Annotated in this window: 17 protein-coding genes; 7 read left to right on the top strand and 10 right to left on the bottom strand. The window is 69.4% G+C overall.

The features are described 5' to 3' along the window. Nucleotides 1–35: 35 nt before the first annotated feature. Entirely contained in the window at nucleotides 36–452 is a 417-nt protein-coding gene (locus tag ACJH71_RS20415) for a DUF3151 domain-containing protein (RefSeq protein WP_406759806.1), read from the top strand. Between the two features lie 12 nt (nucleotides 453–464). Here ACJH71_RS20415 and ACJH71_RS20410 read toward each other — a convergent pair whose 3' ends face one another. The 3 genes from ACJH71_RS20410 to ACJH71_RS20400 form a co-directional block, all read right to left on the bottom strand. After that, nucleotides 465–1,352 carry a cation diffusion facilitator family transporter gene (locus ACJH71_RS20410; RefSeq protein WP_406759805.1) on the bottom strand — a complete coding sequence of 296 codons (888 nt, stop codon included), beginning with the start codon at nucleotides 1,350–1,352 and terminating at the stop codon, nucleotides 465–467. Between the two features lie 78 nt (nucleotides 1,353–1,430). After that, the gene (locus ACJH71_RS20405) at nucleotides 1,431–2,216 is read right to left on the bottom strand and encodes a site-2 protease family protein (RefSeq protein ID WP_406759804.1); all 786 of its coding nucleotides are present in this window, start codon (nucleotides 2,214–2,216) and stop codon (nucleotides 1,431–1,433) included. 10 nt (nucleotides 2,217–2,226) lie between these two features. Beyond that, the gene (locus ACJH71_RS20400) at nucleotides 2,227–2,916 is read right to left on the bottom strand and encodes a peptidase M50 (RefSeq protein ID WP_406759803.1); all 690 of its coding nucleotides are present in this window, start codon (nucleotides 2,914–2,916) and stop codon (nucleotides 2,227–2,229) included. Between the two features lie 79 nt (nucleotides 2,917–2,995). Between ACJH71_RS20400 and ACJH71_RS20395 the strand changes: the two genes are divergently transcribed. Both ACJH71_RS20395 and ACJH71_RS20390 read left to right on the top strand, forming a co-directional pair. Next, the gene (locus ACJH71_RS20395; protein WP_406759802.1) at nucleotides 2,996–4,297 is read left to right on the top strand and encodes an adenylosuccinate synthase; all 1,302 of its coding nucleotides are present in this window, start codon (nucleotides 2,996–2,998) and stop codon (nucleotides 4,295–4,297) included. Nucleotides 4,298–4,311: 14 nt separating this feature from the next. Then, complete coding sequence (locus ACJH71_RS20390; protein ID WP_406759882.1) at nucleotides 4,312–4,950, top strand: PaaI family thioesterase; 639 nt, start codon at nucleotides 4,312–4,314, stop codon at nucleotides 4,948–4,950. Nucleotides 4,951–5,002: 52 nt separating this feature from the next. On the opposite strand, the gene ACJH71_RS20385 is transcribed toward ACJH71_RS20390, so the two are convergent. Next, a complete protein-coding gene (locus ACJH71_RS20385; protein ID WP_406759801.1) occupies nucleotides 5,003–5,362 on the bottom strand; it encodes a DoxX family protein in 360 nt (119 codons plus the stop codon). Nucleotides 5,363–5,394: 32 nt separating this feature from the next. Next, nucleotides 5,395–6,993, bottom strand: coding sequence for a Na+/H+ antiporter (locus tag ACJH71_RS20380; protein WP_406759800.1), 1,599 nt, complete (start codon nucleotides 6,991–6,993; stop codon nucleotides 5,395–5,397). Between ACJH71_RS20380 and purT the strand changes: the two genes are divergently transcribed. The 3 genes from purT to ACJH71_RS20365 are packed head-to-tail and all read left to right on the top strand — an operon-like array spanning nucleotide 6,941 to nucleotide 10,001. Next, a complete protein-coding gene (purT, locus tag ACJH71_RS20375) occupies nucleotides 6,941–8,326 on the top strand; it encodes a formate-dependent phosphoribosylglycinamide formyltransferase (protein ID WP_406759799.1) in 1,386 nt (461 codons plus the stop codon). The genes ACJH71_RS20380 and purT overlap by 53 nt on opposite strands. A 44-nt stretch (nucleotides 8,327–8,370) precedes the next feature. Then, a complete protein-coding gene (locus tag ACJH71_RS20370; protein ID WP_406759798.1) occupies nucleotides 8,371–8,775 on the top strand; it encodes a rhodanese-like domain-containing protein in 405 nt (134 codons plus the stop codon). Then, complete coding sequence (locus ACJH71_RS20365) at nucleotides 8,772–10,001, top strand: O-succinylhomoserine sulfhydrylase (protein ID WP_406759797.1); 1,230 nt, start codon at nucleotides 8,772–8,774, stop codon at nucleotides 9,999–10,001. Before ACJH71_RS20370 ends, ACJH71_RS20365 begins: the two co-directional genes overlap by 4 nt. A gap of 10 nt (nucleotides 10,002–10,011) precedes the next feature. Here ACJH71_RS20365 and ACJH71_RS20360 read toward each other — a convergent pair whose 3' ends face one another. Next, complete coding sequence (locus ACJH71_RS20360) at nucleotides 10,012–10,866, bottom strand: SDR family oxidoreductase (RefSeq protein ID WP_406759796.1); 855 nt, start codon at nucleotides 10,864–10,866, stop codon at nucleotides 10,012–10,014. A 54-nt stretch (nucleotides 10,867–10,920) separates the two neighbouring features. Next, nucleotides 10,921–11,673 carry an isocitrate lyase/phosphoenolpyruvate mutase family protein gene (locus ACJH71_RS20355; protein WP_406759795.1) on the bottom strand — a complete coding sequence of 251 codons (753 nt, stop codon included), beginning with the start codon at nucleotides 11,671–11,673 and terminating at the stop codon, nucleotides 10,921–10,923. Nucleotides 11,674–12,014: 341 nt separating this feature from the next. Between ACJH71_RS20355 and ACJH71_RS20350 the strand changes: the two genes are divergently transcribed. Then, complete coding sequence (locus ACJH71_RS20350; protein ID WP_406759794.1) at nucleotides 12,015–13,493, top strand: PGRS repeat-containing protein; 1,479 nt, start codon at nucleotides 12,015–12,017, stop codon at nucleotides 13,491–13,493. 20 nt (nucleotides 13,494–13,513) lie between these two features. Here the strand turns inward: ACJH71_RS20350 and ACJH71_RS20345 are convergent, their stop codons facing one another. The 3 genes from ACJH71_RS20345 to ACJH71_RS20335 form a co-directional block, all read right to left on the bottom strand. Next, on the bottom strand, nucleotides 13,514–14,698 hold the full coding sequence (locus ACJH71_RS20345) for an acyl-CoA dehydrogenase family protein (RefSeq protein ID WP_406759793.1): 1,185 nt from the start codon (nucleotides 14,696–14,698) through the stop codon (nucleotides 13,514–13,516). 38 nt (nucleotides 14,699–14,736) lie between these two features. Next, on the bottom strand, nucleotides 14,737–17,712 hold the full coding sequence (locus ACJH71_RS20340) for a PGRS repeat-containing protein (protein ID WP_406759792.1): 2,976 nt from the start codon (nucleotides 17,710–17,712) through the stop codon (nucleotides 14,737–14,739). Nucleotides 17,713–17,852: 140 nt separating this feature from the next. Continuing rightward, nucleotides 17,853–19,394: an acyl-CoA synthetase gene (locus ACJH71_RS20335; RefSeq protein WP_406759791.1), complete on the bottom strand. Its 1,542-nt coding sequence runs from the start codon at nucleotides 19,392–19,394 to the stop codon at nucleotides 17,853–17,855. Nucleotides 19,395–19,898: the final 504 nt, after the last annotated feature.

The raw sequence follows: 19,898 nt of genomic DNA, 5'->3' as shown, positions 1-19,898 counted from the left end.
TGGCTGGCCATGGACGGCACGGCAGAATGGACGATGTGACTCTCACCGGTGATCTCCTCAGGCCCGATCCGATCTTGCTGCCCGGCGACCCCGAAGCCGAGGCCGGCCTGCGGGCCAACCAGGATCCCGCGATTGTCGCGGCCGCGCATCCGGCGGCCTCGGTGGCGTGGGCGGCGCTGGCCGAAGCGGCACTGGCCGAGGGCAACGCGGTCACCGCCTACGCGTACGCACGCACCGGCTACCACCGGGGCCTGGACCAGCTGCGCCGCAACGGGTGGAAGGGCTACGGGCCGGTGCCGTACGCACATGAACCCAACCGGGGCTTTTTGCGGTGTGTGGCCGCGCTGGCGCGTGCCGCCGACAGCATCGGGGAGACCGACGAGGTGACGCGTTGTCTGGCTCTGCTCGACGACTGCGACCACACCGCCCGCTCGCCGCTGGGCCTGAGCTGACCCGCTAGGGCATCAGCAGCCGAGTGGGCAGCGGCCACCCTGCCCGGCAGGTTCCACCTGCACGGTGGCGTGGGTCAACCCGCGAGCGGCCAGCACGGCCCGAGCCTCGGCCAGTACGCGCCCGGTGTCGGCGCTGGTGCCCAGGTGGGCGGTGGCCATGTCCTGGCCCGGAACCAACGTCCACACGTGTAGGTCGTGCACGTCGGTCACGCCGTCGACGGCGGCGAGCGCCGCGCGGAGTTCGGCTACGTCGATGTGGCTGGGTGAGGCCTCCGACAGGATCCGCAGTGCCGCCCCAGCCAGCGCGAACGCGCGCGGCAACACCCACAGCGCGACGAAGACCGCGACCACCACGTCGGCGTAGGGCCAGGTGGTGGTGAGGGTGACCACGCCGGCGATCAGCACGCCCACGCTGCCGACGGTGTCGGCGACCACCTCCATGTACGCGCCGCGCACCGCGAGACTCTCGGCAGACTGCGAACGCAGCAGCAGGGCGACGCCGATGTTGACGGCAAGCCCGGCCAGGGCGACCACGACCATCGGTACACCCGGCACGTCCGGCGCAGTGCCGATGCGGCGGATCGCCTCGGTGAGGATGAAGGTCGCTACCCCGATCAGCAGCACCGCATTGGCGACCGCAGTGAACACCTCGGCGCGGTGCCAGCCGTAGGTGCGCGACGGTGACGTACTGCCGCGCCGGGCCAGCATCACCGCCGCCACTCCCATGAACAGGGCGGCCAGGTCGGTCAGCAGATGGCCCGCGTCGGCGAGCAGTGCCATCGAGTTGATGGTGATGGCGGTGGTCAGTTCGATGACGAAGAAGGCGCTCAGGATGGCGGCGCCGACGACCATTCGAGACAGGCGGGAGTCGGTGTGACGGTGATCGTGACCGGCGCCCATGGGAGGTGAATATAGGCGGACTGGCCCGCTGCCGGGCGTGAAGTCGGGTTCACGCCCGCCGGGATCACGGCGGGGAACTCAGAACCAGGTGCTCCAGAACTGCGTCAGGCTCAGACCCCACGACACCAACAGGCGCGGCACGTCGAACAGGTCGAAGAACCACAACACCAGTGCGAAGAACTTCTGGTTCAGCACCGGCGAGGCAAGCAACAACACCAGCAGCACCAGCAGGCCCCATTGCTGGAAGGGCGCCACGGCGCGGCGGGTCGCCGGACTCAGGTGCGGCTCGAGCGCCCCATAGCCGTCCAGCCCCGGTATCGGCAGCAGGTTCAGCACCACCGCGGTCAGCTCCAGGAAGCCCAGAAACGCCACCCCGGACCAGAACACCGGGTGCGCGGGGTCGTAGAAGGCTCGCGTGGCGCCCAACAGCAGCACGGCCAGCACCAGATTGGCCGCCGGACCCGCCAGGCTGACCAGGGTGCGCCGTCGCGGCGTCATGAACGACGTCTGCACGAAGACCGCCCCGCCCGGTAGGCCGATGCCGCCCAGCACGATGAAGAGCATCGGCAGCACCAGCGACAGCCCCGGATGGGTGTAGCGCAGCGGGTTGAGGGTCAGATAGCCGCGCATCTGCGCGCCGTGGTCACCGAACCGCCAGGCGGTGTAGGCGTGGCCGAACTCGTGCAGACACAACGAGACCAGCCAGCCGGCGATGACGAACACGAACACCCCGGCGTAGGCGAGCGGCCGGATCTCTTCACCGGCCCGCCACGCCAACACACCGCCCAGGGCGGTCAAGGCCACCAGCGCCAGGAACACCGGGCTGGGCCGTACCGCCTGGCCGCGTAGGGGATGCACGTTCACGCAGTAGAAGCTAGCCGACCAGCAGCCAGTCCTCGATGTGCCGATAAAAGGTAGACCGCTTCACCGTCCGGCTGCTGTAGCTGCCGTCGCGCACCACCAGGGCACCGGTGGTGCCCAGTTGGGCCGCGCGCCCAGCCACCCAGCGTCGTACCCGGCCGCGCCGGTCCGGGACGCCGGCGCGCACGCCCGGTGCGGCGCCCATCGGCTCGATCAGCACCGCGCTCACCTCGCCGTCGAACAGGGCGGCGTCGTCGACGATTCCCTCACCGCGCAGCACGGCGGCGCCGTCCACCGGCAGCCACCGGCCAACGCCCACCAGGACGGTGCCGGCGTCGTCGCGGATCAGTGGCACTGGCGCAGCGGTACCCCGCCGGGACCGCCGCGCGGCCCGCCACCCGGCCGGCAGCCGGTAGGCCGCGGTGGCCGGCGTGCGCCGTCGCGGTGCGTAACCGAGCTCGACGTCGAGCCGGTCGGTGCGCAGCAGCCGGGTCAACGTCTTCGCCAGGTCCGCGTCGCCGCCTACCACCACCAACCTGCGATAACGGGCGATGGCGGCATCCAGGTCACCGTCGCTCGCATCGTCGCCGACCGGCACTGTCGGCAGCCCCCGCAAGGGGCGTGGCAGTGGCCGTCCGGCAAACAGCAAGACGGCGGTTTCGGGCGGCCTCTTCAGGCTCCTGGTGCCGTTAGTGGCGTTCAACACGCTCCTTGTGAATCTCTTCAGATAGGCTCAGTCACCGGCTGGACCACAGTAAGCCAAGACAGTTAGCGAGAATTCCATGCCGGCAATCGTCGTCATCGGCGCCCAGTGGGGCGACGAGGGCAAAGGTAAAGCGACCGACCTACTCGGTGAACGAGTGCAGTGGGTGGTGCGCTACCAGGGCGGCAATAACGCCGGCCACACGGTGGTCCTGCCCACCGGGGAGAATTTCGCGCTGCACCTGATCCCGTCCGGGGTCTTGTCGCCGCACGTCACCAACGTCATCGGCAATGGCGTGGTGGTCGATCCGGGGGTGCTGCTCGACGAGCTGGCCGGCCTGGAACGCCGTGACGTGGACACCTCGCGGCTGCTGATCTCCGCCGATGCGCATCTGCTGATGCCCTATCACGTGGCCATCGACAAGGTCACCGAGCGCTACATGGGCAGCAAGAAGATCGGCACCACCGGTCGCGGCATCGGGCCCTGCTACCAGGACAAGATCGCGCGGATCGGGATCCGGGTCGCCGACGTGCTCGACCACGAGTCGCTGGCCCAGAAGATCGAGGCCGCCCTGGATTTCAAGAACCAGGTGCTGGTCAAGATCTACAACCGCAAGGCACTGGAACCCGAACAGGTGCTCGAAGACCTGTTGGAGCAGGCCGAGGGTTTCAAGCACCGCATCGCCGACACCAGCCTGCTGCTGGGCGCCGCGCTGGACCGCGGCGAGAACGTGCTGCTGGAAGGCTCGCAGGGCACCCTGCTCGACGTCGACCACGGCACCTACCCGTACGTGACGTCGAGCAACCCGACCGCGGGCGGCGCGGCGGTGGGCTCCGGCGTCGGACCGACCCGCATCACCACGGTGCTGGGCATCCTGAAGGCCTACACCACTCGAGTCGGCTCGGGGCCCTTCCCCACCGAGCTGTTCGACTCCTACGGCGAATACCTGTCCAAGACCGGTGGTGAGGTCGGGGTGACCACCGGGCGCCAGCGGCGATGCGGCTGGTTCGACGCGGTGATCGCTCGTTACGCCACCCGGGTCAACGGCATCACCGACTACTTCCTGACCAAGCTCGACGTGCTCTCCAGCCTGGAGACCGTGCCGGTCTGTGTCGGCTACACCGTCGACGGCAAGCGCACCGACGAGCTGCCGATGACCCAGGAAGAATTTGCGCGTGCCGAGCCGATCTATGAGGAACTGTCGGGCTGGTGGGAGGACATCTCCGGGGCCCGCACCTTCGAGGACCTGCCCGCCAACGCACGCGACTACGTGTCACGGCTCGAGGAGATCGCCGGCGCCCAGGTCTCGTGCATCGGGGTCGGTCCCGGACGCGAGCAGACCATTGTGCGACGCGACGTCGTGAGGGGCGGCGGCGCGTGAGCGAGGGACAGCCGCTGGCCGGCGCGGACGACCCGGCCACCGATCCCGACTACGCCAACCACGGCGGTTTCCCCGACTACGGGGTCGTCGACCCGAGCCCTGGTTTCGAGCGGTTCGTCACCACCATGCGGCGCCTGCAAGACCTGGCGGTGTCGACCGACCCCGACGACGCCACCTGGGACGACGCCGCTGACCGCGTCGAAGCGCTGGTCGGGTTGTTGGAGAAGTACCCGGCACCCGCGGGCGTCGCCCCGGCCGGGCGGGCACCGTCGATGCCGGGCATGGGCAGCCTGCTGCTGCCGCCGTGGCGGATCAGCCGGTTTGAGGCCGACGGCGTCTCGATGACGGGATCGTTCAGCCGTTTCCACGTGGGCGGGAACTCCGCGGTGCACGGCGGCGTGCTGCCGCTGCTGTTCGACTGGATGTTCGGGATGGTGGTGCACGCCGCGAACCGCCCGATCAGCCGGACGGCATTCCTGCATGTCGACTACCGCAAGGTCACCCCGATCGACACCCCGCTGCTGGTGCACGGCCGGATCGACAAGGCCGAGGGGCGCAAGGCGTTCATCACCGCCGAGCTCACCGACTCCGACGGCACCGTGCTGGCCGAGGCGCAGGGGCTGATGGTGCGACTGCTGCCGGGGCAGCCCTAGCGTCGATCGCAAGCGCGGCGGAGCCGGGCGCGGCGGGTCGGCGCCGTTGAGCTCAGCCGTCTCGGCGCGGCCCGCGCAGCGTCATCGCCGCGAACAGGGCCAGGAACGACGCGGCCGGCACGGTGTTGACGATGCTGTCGCGCACCCGGATGTGCGCACCGACCGCCAGGACGAAATACAACGTCAACGCCGCGGTGGTCAGCCGTGCCAGGCCCGGAAACCGGTGCACCGACAGCAGGCCGACCGCGGAAGCGGCTTTGACGATCGGCAGGACCGGCCGGATCTCTTGCGGGACCTGCACGGTGTCGAGTGCTTTGGCGATGTAGGGCACCGAGATGGCGCACAGCACTGCGTCGGCGGCTTGGAAGGCTGCCAGGCCGGTGTAGGTCTTCGGTGACGTCAGCGCGCTCATGGGACCAACTGTATGCCGATGTGCCAGGCCCGCTAGTCCAGGTTCAGTGTCGCCTCTTCCAGATCCAGCCGGTGCAGCACAGTGCGCAGCACCTGGTCGTCGATGCGGCCGATGTCGCGTTCATGGATCAGCGCCGCCCGCTCGGTAGCCAGCATCTCCAGCCGGAGCCGGCGAAACGCCGCGGCGGCGGTCTCGTCGCTGTCGTCGTGGTCGGGGTCGAAACGTCGCAGCCGCTCGCGAGCCGCGTTGCGCCGCCGGGTGTTCAGGCCGCGCAACGCGTCGGCGGCGCGCTCGCTGGCCGGCGACGGCTCGGTCGAGGCGAGCACTTCGTCGAGCCGTTGGGCCGCGGCCAGGGCCGCCTTGTCCTGCGCGGCGGCCGCGGCTACCGCATCGGCGTGGTCCTGGTTGGTGGGAACGCCCAGGTGGCGGATCACCCAGGGCAGCGTCAGACCGTGCAGCAGCAGGGTGCCGACCACCACCACGAAGGTCAAGAACACCAGCTGTGGACGCCCCGGAAACGGTTCTCCGGACAGCGTTGTCAGCGGCACACCGAATGCGGCCGCCAGCGACACCACACCGCGCATGCCGGCCCAGGCCAGCACGAACACCTGCCCCGGGGTCGGTGCGGATTCGCGTTGCCGGACCTTCGCCGAGAGCATCCGGGGGGCGTAGGCGAAGATCACCACCCACAGCGCCCGCACTGCCAGCAGCGTCCCGAACACCGCCAGCGACGCAACCGTGAGGGTTGAGAAGCGCACGCCCTGCATGTTCTGCACGACCGCCGGCAGTTGCAGCCCGATCAGCAGGAACGCCAACGACTCCAGCACCAGTTGCGCGGCACGCCAGACGGCCTGGTCCTGCAGGCGGGTGGCGTAATGGGCGCGGGTGAAGCGCTGCCCGAGGATCAATGCGGCGACCACCACCGCGAGTACGCCAGAGCCGTGGATCTCTTCGGCCGCCAGGTAGATGACGAACGGGGCCAGCAGCCCGACCGCGCTCTCCACCACCGGATCGGTCAACCGGGCCCGGATGACCACGATGACTGCCCCGAATGCCACGCCGACCGCCACGCCGCCCACCGCGGCCAGTGCGAAGGTCAGCAGACCCATTCCCCAGCCGGTCGCCACGCCGATCGCCGTGGCCAGCGACACCTTGTAAACCGTCAGGGCGGTCGCGTCGTTGAGCAGGCTCTCGCCGCCCAGCAGCGTCATGATCGGACGTGGCAATCCGACTCGACGGCCGATGGCGGTGGCCGACACCGCATCCGGCGGCGCCACGATCGCGCCCAGCGTCAGTGCGGCGGCCAGGGTCAGCGCCGGCACGGTGTAGTAGGCGACCACGCCGACGGCGACGGTGCTGGCCAGCGGTAGCCCGACGGCCAGCAGGATGATGGGTCGCTTGTTGCGGCGCATGCTGATCACGGAGCTTTCCAAACCGGCCGACCACAGCAGCGGCGGCAGGATCACGAACAGCACCAGCTCGGGCCGCAGGACGATCTCCGGCACCGCGGGGATCAGTCCGACCAGCAGGCCGGTGATCACCAGGACCAGCGGCGCGGACAGCTGGCGGTGCCGTGCGATGGCCGCGACCAGCACTGCGGCCACCAGGGGGCCCAACAGTGCGGCGTTCACCGTCGCTGCACCTCCGTTCGCGTTCACCCCTATCCTGGAGCAGCATGCAACATTGCCGTGGCGCGGGGAGGGTGGGGCGGTGAACGGCGAGGCGGGTGAGTTTGCGACCGACCGGTTGTCCGCCGACGGTCCTAGCCGTACCAGGGTTGTGTTGCTGGGGTCCGGTGATCTCGGGCGGGAGCTGGTGACGGCGCTGCAGCGCCTCGGTGCCGAGGTGATCGCCGTCGACCGCTACGCCGACGGCGCGTTGCACGGCGTCGTCGATCGCTCGGTGGTGGTCGATCTCAGTGACAAGGACGAACTGGCGGCGACCCTGCGATGGTTGCAGCCGAAATTCGTGGTGGTCGCCGCCGAGGTGGTGGCCACCGATGCCTTGGCCGACTCCGTTGACACCGGATTCACCCAAGTGGTGCCCGGGATCCGCGGGGCCCGGTTGGCCGCAGACCCCGAGGGCATGCGGCGGCTGGCCTCCGACGAGCTGGGCCTGCCCACCGCGCCGTTCTGGTTCGCCGGCTCGGTCGAGGAACTGCGCGCGGTGGCCGAGCGGGCCGGTTACCCGATGTCGGTCAAACCGGTGGGCGGCGCGCTCGGCGAGGGCCGTTCGGTGATGGTCCGCGACAGCGACATCGAACCCGCGTGGCAGCGCGCAGTGGCGGCAAGCGTCGCGGAGATGCCGCCGCGGGTGCTGGCCGAGACCGTGGTGGAGTTCGACAGCGAGGTCACCCTGCTGGCCGTCCATCGTGACGGTCCGGACGGACCGGCGCTGGACTTCTGCGCGCCGATCGGTCACCGCAGTGTCGAGGAGCCGAACGGGCAACTGACAGTGGAGTTCTGGCAACCTCACCCGATGAGCGCCGTGGCGCTGGATGCGGCCAAGTCGATCGCCGCGCGAGTCGCTCGCGCCCTCGGTGGACGCGGGTTGTTCGGGGTGGAGCTGCTGGTATACGGCGATGAGGTGTATTTCGCCGGGGTCGATGTGCGCCCGTACGACGCCACGCTGCTGACGTTGCGCACGCAACGGCTCTCCGGTTTTGAGCTGCAGGCGCGCGGGATCCTCGGACTGGCGACCGACACCATCATGGTCTCGCCCGGTGCCGCCCGGCTCATCTACTCGCGCCGCCGCACCGGCACCGCGGCCGAGGCCACACCGGACAGCGTGGCGGTGGTCGCCGATGCACTCAGCGTGACTGAAAGTGATGCGGTGGTGTTCTCCCACCACGAGGGGCACCCCCGCCGGCGGCTGGGTTTGGCGCTGGCCACCGGGCCGGACGTGGTGGTTGCCCGCGACCGTGCGGCGCAGGTGGCGACCGTTCTGGGCAAGCTCTGGCCGTGAACCCCCATGGCGTGAACCCGGCCGGAGGTGGGAGACTTCCGCAGGTGAGCTACGCGGGAGATATCACCCCTGAGCAGGCCTGGACGATACTGCGCGATGACTCGGCGGCGACGCTCATCGACGTGCGCACCGACGCCGAATGGCGCTTCGTCGGACTGCCCGATGTGTCCGGTCTGGGCCGCGACGTGATCTGCATCGAGTGGGTTCACTCCGACGGAACACCCAATCTCGACTTCTCCCGCGAACTGGCGGCGCGCGTCGCCAGCGGGCCCGCGATCTTCCTGTGCCGCTCGGGCAACCGCTCCATCGGGGCCGCCGAAGCCGGTACAGCACTGGGTTTGACGCCGTCCTACAACGTGCTGGACGGCTTCGAGGGCAACCTCGACGAGCACGGCCACCGGGGTGGTACCGGGTGGCGGGCCGTCGGACTGCCCTGGACGCAGTCATGAGCGAGCCGGAACCGACCCGCTCCGTCCGCATCCCGAAACCGCTGCCGGACGGTGTCAGCGCGGCAACCATCGGGGTGCGCGGCGGCCTGCTGCGCACCCAGTTCGAGGAGACCGCCGAGGGTCTGTTCCTGACCTCGGGATACGTCTACGACTCGGCGGCCGCTGCCGAGCAGGCGTTCACCGGGGAGGTCGACCGGTTCGTCTACTCGCGATACGGCAACCCGACGGTGTCGATGTTCGAGGAACGGCTGCGCCTGATCGAAGGGGCTCCGGCAGCGTTCGCAACTGCCAGCGGCATGGCGGCGGTGTTCGTGGCGCTCGGCGCGCTGCTGAAGGCCGGCGACCGTCTGGTGGCCGCGCGCAGCCTGTTCGGATCCTGCTTCGTGATCTGCAACGAGATCCTGCCGCGCTGGGGCGTGGAAACCGTCTTCGTCGACGGCGAGGACCTGACGCAGTGGGAGCAGGCACTGTCGGTACCCACCAACGCGGTGTTCTTCGAGACGCCGTCCAACCCGATGCAGTCCCTGGTGGACATCGCCGCGGTCACTGAGCTGGCGCACGCCGCCGGCGCGAAAGTGGTGCTGGACAACGTGTTCGCCACCCCGCTACTGCAGCGGGGCCTACCGCTTGGGGTGGACGTGGTGGTGTATTCGGGCACCAAACACCTGGACGGGCAGGGGCGGGTCCTGGGCGGGGCGATCCTGGGCGACCAGGACTACATCGACGGACCGGTGCAGACCCTGATGCGGCACACCGGACCGGCACTGAGCGCCTTCAACGCGTGGATCTTGTTGAAAGGTCTTGAAACGCTGGCCATTAGGGTTGACTACGCAAACTCCGCGGCGCTCAAGATCGCGGAGTTCCTCCAGCAGCATCCGGCGGTGAGTTGGGTTCGCTACCCCTTCTTGGCGTCGCACCCGCAATACGATCTGGCGCGCAAACAGATGTCCGGCGGTGGCACCGTCATCACCTTCGAACTCGACGGCCCCCAAAGTGGCGCCAAGCAGCGGGCATTCGCGCTGTTGGACAAGCTGAAGCTGATCGACATCTCCAACAATCTGGGGGATGCGAAGTCGTTGATCACCCATCCGGCAACCACCACCCACCGGGCGATGGGGCCCGACGGGCGCGCCGCGATCGGCCTCGGTGACGGGGTGGTGCGTATCTCTGTCGGTCTCGAAGGCACCGACGATCTGATCGCCGACCTGGATCAGGCGCTGGCGTAGCGCCGGTCGCTCAGTCGCCTTCGACGACGCCGGTGGCGTGCTGCGCGCGATCCTCGTACGCCTTGCGGGCCGCGGTGTCCAACTGCAGGAACACGGTGTCGTTCTGCGTCTTCTTGTTCAGCCAGCGACGGGCCCGATCCGGGAGCAGGGTTGCCATGATCGCGGCACGACGCCCGAAACCGGGTACTGAGACCAGGGTCTTGGGCTTGTCGAGCACCTTGATCACCCCGGCGGCGATGTCTTCGGGCTCCACCGGCTTCTGCGCCGCCGACGGCGAGGTGCCCGAGATCAATTCGGTGTTGGTGAACGTCGGTAGCACGGCGGAGACCGAGACGCCCTGCGGGGCGAACTCATCGGACATCGCGGTGCTCAGGCCGACGACGGCGAATTTCGTTCCGGCGTACAGCACTTGGCCCGGCACCGCGACGATCCCGGCCATCGAGGCGATGTTGATGATGTGGCCGCTGCGTCGCTTGATCATCTCGGGCAGCACCAGCTGGCAGCCGTTGAGCACGCCGTAGAAGTTGACCTCGGTCGCCGAGCGAATGGTCTCCTGCGTCTGGTCCAGGAACGGCCCGACCGGCATGACGCCGGCATTGTTGATCAGCACGTCGATGTGGCCGTCGCCGTCGGCGCGGGCCTTGTCCAGGAAGGCCGAGAATGATTCGCGGTCGGTGACGTCGAGGGGGTGGCCGCTGACCTGGCCGCCCGAACTCAGCTGCTTGACCGCTTTGTCGAGAATCGCGACGTCACGGTCGCCGATGACGACGCGAGCGCCACGCGCCAGCAGGGCGGTGGCAGTGGCCAGCCCGATGCCACGGGCGGCGCCGGTGATGGCGATGGTCTTACCGCGAATGTTGTCCACGACGACGAACTTAACAGGTGTCAAATTCGGTGTCGACGGTCGGGAAGGCTGCGCTCAGGCCCAGCGGGCCAGGACCTCATTGGCGTGCTTGCCGAGGGCGACCTGCAACAGCGGTCCGAAGCTGATCCGCGCGATGCCGAGCGGTCCGAACGAGGCAGGGTCGGCGGTGTCGGGTGCGGCGAGCGCGTTGACCGGCTTCGGCAGGGCGGTGGCCAGGACACGTAGTGTCTCTGCGTCGTGGAAACCGACCGGGTAGAGCACATCCGCTCCCGCGTGTGCGCATTCGGTCAGCCGCGCAATGGCGCGGTCGATGCGGTCGGTGTCGTCACCGTCTTTGCGCAGGAACAGGTCCGTGCGGGCGTTGATCACCAGATGGGGGCCGGCCGCCTCCCGTAGCGCGCCCACATACTCCGCGTGCTCGGACGATGACCGCAGTCGCTTGTCTTCGCTGTGCACCGTGTCCTCGATGTTGCACCCGACCACACCGGCGTCCAGCAGGCCGTCGACCAGGCGGTCGGGGGACTGGTCGTAGCCGGACTCGATGTCGAGTGACACCGGCACATCGACCGCGGCGGTGATCAGGCGTGCTCGGTCCAGGACTTCGGCGAACGACATACCTTCGCCGTCGGTCTTGCCCAGAGATTCGGCGACCGGCTTGCTGCCGATCGTCAGCGCGGCGAAACCGGCGCCGGCGGCCAGCTTTGCCGACCACGCGTCCCACACCGTTGGCAGGAACACCGGGTTGCCCGGTTGGTGCAGCGCCAGGAATGCCGCCGCCTGTTGCCCAAGAACCTCGCGACTCGTCATTTTCACAAGCCTGCCATGTGAGAATTATTCGGCCGTCATCGGCCCTCGGTCCTGGCCGATCGTTGATGAACCCGGGCTGGCGGTCCCCCTTCTGCGAAGATCGCGCCCTAAGTCGATACCGGATGCATCGGATGTCGACTCCCCTCCATCGAGATAGATCGAATTCCATTGCGGGCCTGCTGGTTACGGGTTCCGTTCGTACCGGTAGTGGGTTAGTCTGGCCATATTCCGGGCGGGGGGTATGACAGGCCCGTGAGTCACCAAAAGACCTGCAGTGCCGCAGGCCGACGATCCCGACACAACATTGCGTGTTCGGTCAGCACGTAGGGGGAAATGTGCAGATGTCCGGTCAATTTTTCGTGAGAAGCCTCGGTGCCGGAGCTGCCGCGGCGGCGTTCACGGCGGTCAGCCTCAGCTCACTTTCCTCAGCGCCGACGGCCCATGCCGACGAGCTGGACTGGCTGATGGACCTGTTCACCCCGGCCGACTGGGCGGCGCCGGCCGCAGATACCGGAACGACCACCTTCGACTGGGATGCACTGGCCGCCCCGATGAACTCGCTGGCCGGCTCGGCCGACGCCAGTACGTCCGGCGCCGACGCGTCGCTTCAGGCCACCGCTGACAGTCTGTTCGGCATCTTCCCGGTCGACGCGAACACCTACGACATGATCCACAGCTTTGAACAGGCCTGGATCACCAGTGATCTGGGTCAGTTCGTCGACAACTCGATCAACACGCTGGCCGGTCAGTTCTTGATCGGCAACGGCGCTGACGGCGTCGACGGTGGCACCTTGGCCGAGGCGGCCGGCGGAAACGGCGGGTTGTGGTTCGGTGACGGCGGTGCCGGTGGCACCTCTGCGGACGGCATCGGCGGGGTCGGGGGAGACGCCGGAATGATCGGCAACGGCGGCATGGGAGGTGCCGGGGCCGACGGTGGTATCGGCGGCGACGGCGGCGCCGGTGGAACGCTGATGGGTGTCGGCGGTGCCGGTGGCACCGGCGGCACCGGGTTGGACGGCGCGCTGGGTGGTGACGGCGGTGTCGGCGGTGTCGGTATGGGCTCGATGTTCGGTGCGGGCGGCGTCGGCGGGACCGGTGGCAGCGGTGGCGTGGGCGTGGCGAACGGCTCCGGCGGCGACGTCACCGCGGGTAACGGCGGCAGTGGCGGCCTCGGTGGCGTGGGTTCGGACATCGGTGGCAACGGCGGGGTCGGTGGCGCCGGCGGTGAGTCCACCGCCAACGGTTCGGACGGGACGGCGGTCGGCGGCAATGGCGGCCAAGGCGGCAACGGCGGCGTCGGTGGTCAGACGATGGGCGACGGCGGCGTCGGCGGGGCCGGTGGAGAGGCCACCGCGAACGGTTCCGGCGGAAACGCCACCGGCGGTGACGGTGGTCAGGGCGGCGTGGGCGCAGGCACCGCCGCCGGGACGGCCGGGCCGGTCGGCGGTGCCGGCGGTGACGGTGGAGCAGGCGGCGACGCGACGTCGCACGGCGAGGGCGGCACCGCTACCGGCGGGACGGGCGGCACCGGCGGAACCGGCGGTGAAGGCGGGACCGGCAATAACGGCGGTCCCGGCGGGAACGGTGGAGTCGGTGGGGGCGCTAAGACCACGGGCTCCGACGGTCACCCGACCGGCGGGAACGGCGGCGACGGCGGGACCGGTGGAGCCGGTGGTACGGGCGCCGAGGGCGGTGCCGCTGGTGAGCCCGGTCAGCCCGGCCCGACAAGCGCGAACGGTGGCAGTACGGGAACGCCCGGCACACCCGGTCAGCCGGGCCAGCCCGGCGACGACGGGCCGCCCGCGGCTACCGGTTCCTGACCGCGCGGTCCCGGCCCGTCTTAGCGGAAGGCGCCGAGGCCGGTGAAGGCCTGGCCGAGCACCAGTTGATGCATTTCGGGGGTGCCCTCGTAGGTCAGCACCGACTCGAGGTTGACCATGTGCCGAATCACCGGGTATTCCAGTGATATCCCGTTGCCGCCCAAGATGGTTCGCGCGGTGCGACAGATCTCCAACGCGGTGCGGGTGTTGTTGAGCTTGCCGAAGCTGACCTGCTCGGGGCGCAGCCCGGCGCTGTCTTTGAGCCGGCCCAGGTGCAGGGAGAGCAACTGTCCCTTGTGCAGTTCGAGGGCCATGTCGACGAGTTTGGCCTGGGTGAGCTGGAAGCCGGCGATCGGCTTGCCGAACTGGGTGCGTTGGGTGGCGTAGTCGCGGGCCGCCTGCCAGGCCGAGCGGGCCGCACCCATTGCGCCCCAGATGATTCCGTAGCGCGCTTCGGACAGGCTGGCCAATGCGCCCTTGACGCCGCGGGCTTTGGGCAGCATGGCCTCGGCCGGCAGACGTACGTCGTCGAGCACCAGCTCACTGGTGATCGAGGCGCGCAGCGACAGCTTGTGGTGGATGGTATTGGCGGTGAACCCCGGGGTGTCGGTGGGCACAATGAAACCGCGGACACCGTCGTCGGTGGCCGCCCAGACCACCGCGACGTCGGCGATGGAGCCGTTGGTGATCCACATCTTGCGGCCATTGAGAACCCAATCGGATCCGTCACGCTTGGCCCGGGTGGTCATCCCGGCCGGATCGGAGCCGACGTCGGGCTCGGTCAGTCCGAAGCAGCCGATCAGTTCACCGGCGGCCATGCCCGGCAGCCACTGCTGCTTCTGCTCTTCGGAACCGTTGTTGTAGATCGAGTACATGGCCAGCGAGCCCTGCACCGACACCAGGGAGCGCAGGCCGGAGTCGGCGGCTTCCAACTCCACGCAGGCCAATCCGTAATGCACCGCCGATGCCCCGCTGCAGCCGTAACCGTCCAGGTGCATGCCCAGCAGCCCGAGCTTGCCGAACTCCCGGGCCAGTTCGCGCGCCGGTAGGTCGCCGATCTCGAACCATTCGGCGATGTGCGGCATGACGTGTTCGGCGCAGAACTTGGCCACGGTGTCGCGCAGCGCGATTTCGTCGTCGGAGAGCAGGGTGTCCAGGCTCAGCGGATCGATCGGGTCGAAGGGCGCGGTGCTACCGGTTGCCATCCGTTCATCCTGCCACCTGGAGGGTGGCGTGGATCAGGTCAGCTTGCGCTGTCGGAAGTCGCGCTGGGCGTCCCGGGCGCGCCCGGGGTTCCGTCGGCGCTGCCGTTGCCGCCGGTCCCGCCGGCCTCACCAGCCGCGCCGTCCGCACCGCCGTCGGCGCCGTTGCCCCCGACGCCACCGCTACCGTCGCCGTTCGGGCCGATCTGGCCCCCGGTGCCGCCGGCGCCGCCCGCGCCGCCGGCACCGCCGGGGCCGGACTCGGTGGCGTTCGCACCGTTACCGCCGTTGCCACCGGCGCCGCCGTCGCCGCCATTAGCGGTCGCTGTGCCGGTGCCTCCGGCGCCGCCCTTGCCGCCGGCACCGCCGGTACCGCCGGGTTGGGTGGTGGTGTCGGCCGGGTCGTCACCCCGCGTGGTGTGGTCGGAGCCGCTGGTGCCCGCGTCGCCGCCCTGCCCGCCGTTGCCGCCGGTGCCGCCATCCAGCCCGGTGCCGCCGTTGCCGCCGGTGCCGCCCTGCACGGTGGTGCTGCCTCCGCCGGTGCCGCCGTTGCCGCCCGTGCTGCCTGCACCGATGCCGGCACCGCCGTTGCCGCCGGAGCCGCCGGCGACCCCGCCGGATACGTAGTTGGTGCCACTGCCCGCGGCGCCTGTGCCGCCGCTGCCGCCGGTGCCGCCGTCGACTCCGGCACCGCCGGTGCCGCCCTGGCCACCGTTGGACATGCCGCCCGCGCCGCCGGCGCCACCGTCACCACCGCTGCCGGCATTCCCGGCGCCGCCGCCACCGCCGCCGCCACCGCCGGCGGCACCGGCGCTGGGCGATGTGTCGGGAATTCCGCCGGGGTTGTTGAAGCTGTTGAACAGGCCGCCCAAGCCGGTACCGCCGGCTCCACCGGCACCGCCCTGGCCGGCGACGCCGCCGCCGCTGGTGCCCCCGGCACCGCCGGCACCGCCGGCGCCACCGCTGCCGCTGAACGGGCTGCCGGCCCCGCCGCTTCCACCGCTACCGCCGTAGCCGGCCAGAGCTCCTTCGGAGCCGTTGCCACCCACACCGCCGACGCCGCCGACGCCGCCGTTGCCGCCGATCGGCGAGGCTATGGCGCCGTTGCCGCCCGTACCGCCGTTGCCGGCGACGGCACCGCTGCCGCTGGCGTTGCCACCGTTACCGCCTGCACCAGCATTACCGGGCGTACCCGCGCCACCTAACATGCCACCGCCGCTGCTGTCGCCGCCATGGCCGCCGTCTCCCGCGAGACCGTCGGCGCCGCTGGCCATGCCCCCGGTTCCACCGGCACCGCCGTCGGCGCCGTTGCCGCCGAAAATGCTGCTGGCCGAGATCAAGTTAGCTAGCGGATTCCCGGATAGTTCGGCGAGCCTGTCGAGCTGGGCCTGCAGTTCCTCAGTGGACTTACCGGTGAGGGCGGCGAGCTGGGTGATGGCCGCACCCCACTGACTGGGCGAGCCGTAGACACTGCCCAGCGAACCGGCACTGCCGCCGTCGCCTCCGTTGCCCGCGATGCCACCGGTACCGGTGCTGGCGCCGCCTGTTCCGCCGGTGCCGCCCGCGCCGGCGAGGCCACCGACAAGAATGCTGCCAAGTCCGCCGGTGCCGCCGTCACCACCTGCACCGGCGACGCTGCCGACGCCGGAGACCGCGCCGCCGACGCCACCGACTCCACCGGCGCCGCCTGTGCCACTGAAGATCGTCGTCATGGCAATGCCGCCGGCGCCGCCGGTGCCTCCAGCACCGGCGATGCTGTCGTCGCCGGTCGCGGCTCCACCTGCGCCGCCGTTGCCGGCCGCACCGCCAGCGCCGCCGAAGATCCCAACGACGGTACCGCCTTGACCACCGGCGCCACCGGCTCCGCCGATGGCCTGGTCACCGTCGCTGGCTCCGCCGGCGCCGCCCAGGCCGCCGCTACCGCCGGTCAGGCCGAAGACGGAGGTGGCGCCGCCACCCATTCCGCCGTTTCCGCCTGCACCCCCGGTGTCGCCGTCGCCGCCGGCGCCGCCCTGTCCGCCGGAGCTGCCGACGACCCCGGGCACCTGAGATGTTGAGAAGCCTCCGCTGCCTCCGTTACCGCCTTCGCCGCCGGTCAGCCCGGTACCGCCGGCCCCGCCGTTACCGCCCTCGCCGCCGATCTTGAAGAGGTAGGCGCCGCTGTGCTTGACGCCGCTGTCGGGGCTACCGGCCACGGCCAGGGAACCGCCGTTGCCACCTAGGCCTCCATTGCCGCCGGTGCCGTCCAAGGCGTCGCCGCCGGCCCCGCCGTTTCCGCCGACGCCGCCGAAGGAGAACCACTTTCCGGTCGCGTCGCCGCCGTCGCCGCCGTTGCCGCCGTTCGCACCGGCCAGGCCCGCGCCGCCGTCGCCGCCCGCGCCGCCGATACCGATCAGCGTCCCGCTGGTGCCGCCGTCGCCGCCGTCGGCTCCGGCGCCGCCGATACCGCCGGCGCCACCATTGCCGAACCAGCCTGCCGCGCCCCCGTTGCCGCCGGCCAGGCCAGCCACATCGGAGTCATAGCCCGCGCCGCCGTCGCCGAACAGCCAGCCACCGCCGCCGCCGGTCGGGTCGTCCTCGGTGCCGGCGAGACCATTGCAGATCAGCCCGCACACGGAGTCGGAGGCGAACAGTGGGTTGATCAGATCGCCGAACTGCTGCCCGAACGAGCTGGACATCCAGTCCTGCATGCCGGCGTGCAGATCCAGGTAGATGCTCTGCGTGAAGTCATCGAAGCTGAACGCCGAGAAGCTGAAGTCGGCCGCTCCCACACCGTCGAACCAGGTCGACAGATCCCCGAGGCCCAGGGCATCGGGGTCGAAAACCGCGCTGCCGACATCGCCCGGCTCGAACCAGCTGGTCGGGTCCAACCAGTAGCTCGGGTCGAACAGGTCTTCCAGATCGGCGCTGGCGGTCGGGGCGAATCCCAGGGGGCTCAGCCCCAGTGCCAGCGCGGCGCCTGCTGCCAATGTGCGGTGACGGCGTTGGGGTGCAACGGATTTGCGCTGGCGCGACATCAGGTGCCTCTCGGTGCAGCGGTCGCGGCCGTAACGCCGAACCAGATTTAGGGGTCTCAGATCCGGAATTTACCGTAACTTAACAAAGTCCGCAGTCCACTGGAAGATGACTGCGGATCACCTTGAAGAAATCTGTGAGGTCACTGTCCGTCTGGTCGGTCCGAAAGCACGTCGCGGAGCTGGTACTTCACCACTTTCCCGGACTGCGTTCGGGGTAGGGCGTCGACGAACTCCAGCCGGATCGGCAGTTTGAACGCCGCGAGCTTGTCCCTGGCGTGGTCGCGTAGCTCATCGAGCTCTAACGTGGCGCCCGGCCGCAGGACCACCACGGCCGTCACCGCCTCGCCCCACTTCGCGTGCGGGGTGCCCAGCACGGCCACTTCGGCGACAGCCGGGTGTCCGTAGAGCACGTCTTCGACCTCGGCTGGATAGACGTTCTCGCCGCCGGAGATCACCATGTCCTTCACCCGGTCGAGCACCCAGACATAACCGTCGTCGTCGGCCTGGCCGATATCGCCGGTGTGGAACCAGCCCTCGGCGTCGATCACCGCCGCGGTGGCGTCGGGATTTCGCCAGTAGCCGGCCATCACCTGCGGCCCCCGCACACAGATCTCTCCGCGCGTGCCGGCGGGCACCGGCTGGTTCTCGAGATCGACAAGCCGCACATCAGACAGCGGCAGCACCTGGTTACCCGCGGCACCGATCTTCACGCCGACCTCATCGGTGCGCAGCACCAAGGCCAGCGGGGCGGTCTCGGTGAGCCCGTAGCCCTGCGCGAACGGGATACCGCGCTCTGCGTAGCGGCGGATCAGCGGCTCGGGCACCGGCGCGCCACCACAGACGAAGCTGCGCACGCTGGACAGGTCGGTCTCGGCGAACTCCGGCCGCTGGCTCATGAACAAAAACATCGCCGGCACCCCGAACATGGTGGTGATCCGCTGGTCGGCGATGAGCCGCAACGCTTCGGCCGGATCGAAGGTGGGCATCAGCACGATCCGGCCACCCTTCTGCAGGGTCACCAGCGTGGTGACGTTGAGCCCACCGATGTGAAACAGCGGAGCGCAGACCAACGACACGTCGTTCTGGCTGGTGTCGAAGGTGAGCAGCGCATTGACGTTGTTCCAGAACAGGTTTGCGTGGGTGAGCATGGCGCCCTTGGGGTGCCCGGTGGTGCCGGAGGTGTACATGATCACCGCGACGTCATCCGGGTCGGCGAACACCGGGTCGGTCAGTGGCGCCCGCCCGGCCAGCAGTTCGTCGAGCACTTCCCAGCCCGGGGTCGGGGCCAGCGCGATCACCCGGCGTAGCCCGGCCTGCGCGCGCACCGGATCGATCACCGTCGCGCGCTCGGCGTCGGCTACCAGGGTGTGTACCTGCGCATTGCTCAGGATGTAGCCGAGCTCGTCGGTGGTCAGTCGCCAGTTCAGCGGCACAAAAGAGGCGCCGATTCGCGCGGCCGCGAACAGGGTGACCAGAAAGTCCGGGTGGTTCAGGCCTGCGTAGCCGACCCGATCCCCGCGCTGCATTCCCCCGGCGGCCAGTTCGGCCGCCAGCTGGTCGATGCGATTCGCGAATTCTCGGTAGTTCCAAGTGCTTTCGCCGTAGGTGATGGCTGGGAGGTTCGGCGTTGCGGCGGCCCGCCGGGAGATCCAGGAGCCGAGATCGATCGGGGGAATGTCCACCTCATGAACGCTAACCCGCGAGGTGTCGGCGCAGGTGTGGTTCGCCGCAGGGACGCCTTGAACAGCGTTGCCCCGATTTATCGATCGCGCTGATTTTATTGCCCCGAAGGTGATCGAACTTCAATAAAGGATAGGAACCGGGGGAGCTTTTATGTGGATCGCTGAATTATTTGCCGTGTATTAGGTTCCGGCCTTTGTGACGCCGGTCTCAATTATGGGCTCGAACAGGGGAAATACCGTGTTTTCTGAGCGCGGTGACTGGAGTGGTGACGGAAAGTGAACGGTCCTTGAACATTGTTATTCACAGGGCTTTGGGGTCGCCCAATTGAGGGAGAAACGGCTACGTTCGTCTTCGCCCGAGCGGAGCATCGACGGGCGAGGTTTTCGAGGAAGGTCTGGGCGGATGAGCGGTCCCCGAGGTGGCGGCCTAGGTGTACTGCCCAGGCAGGTTGGTCAACCTGGTGATGGGCGGAATCTTGCCGATCGCGGAGTGTTGCCGATGGT

Origin of the sequence: Mycobacterium sp. SMC-15 (genome assembly GCF_045310925.1) — a bacterium.
Lineage (GTDB): Bacteria > Actinomycetota > Actinomycetes > Mycobacteriales > Mycobacteriaceae > Mycobacterium.
The sequence above is the reverse complement of the archived record's forward strand: the minus strand, read 5'-3'. Positions and strand labels throughout refer to the sequence as shown.

What these genes read in the sequence shown, in the direction of transcription:
- ACJH71_RS20410 (WP_406759805.1), bottom strand. Translation starts at nt 1,352, where the DNA reads ATGGGCGCCGGTCACGATCACCGTCACACCGACTCCCGCCTGTCTCGA.
- ACJH71_RS20395 (WP_406759802.1), top strand. Translation starts at nt 2,996, where the DNA reads ATGCCGGCAATCGTCGTCATCGGCGCCCAGTGGGGCGACGAGGGCAAA.
- ACJH71_RS20385 (WP_406759801.1), bottom strand. Translation starts at nt 5,362, where the DNA reads ATGAGCGCGCTGACGTCACCGAAGACCTACACCGGCCTGGCAGCCTTC.
- purT (WP_406759799.1), top strand. Translation starts at nt 6,941, where the DNA reads ATGGCCGCGACCAGCACTGCGGCCACCAGGGGGCCCAACAGTGCGGCG.
- ACJH71_RS20365 (WP_406759797.1), top strand. Translation starts at nt 8,772, where the DNA reads ATGAGCGAGCCGGAACCGACCCGCTCCGTCCGCATCCCGAAACCGCTG.
- ACJH71_RS20355 (WP_406759795.1), bottom strand. Translation starts at nt 11,673, where the DNA reads ATGACGAGTCGCGAGGTTCTTGGGCAACAGGCGGCGGCATTCCTGGCG.
- ACJH71_RS20350 (WP_406759794.1), top strand. Translation starts at nt 12,015, where the DNA reads ATGTCCGGTCAATTTTTCGTGAGAAGCCTCGGTGCCGGAGCTGCCGCG.
- ACJH71_RS20345 (WP_406759793.1), bottom strand. Translation starts at nt 14,698, where the DNA reads ATGGCAACCGGTAGCACCGCGCCCTTCGACCCGATCGATCCGCTGAGC.
- ACJH71_RS20340 (WP_406759792.1), bottom strand. Translation starts at nt 17,712, where the DNA reads ATGTCGCGCCAGCGCAAATCCGTTGCACCCCAACGCCGTCACCGCACA.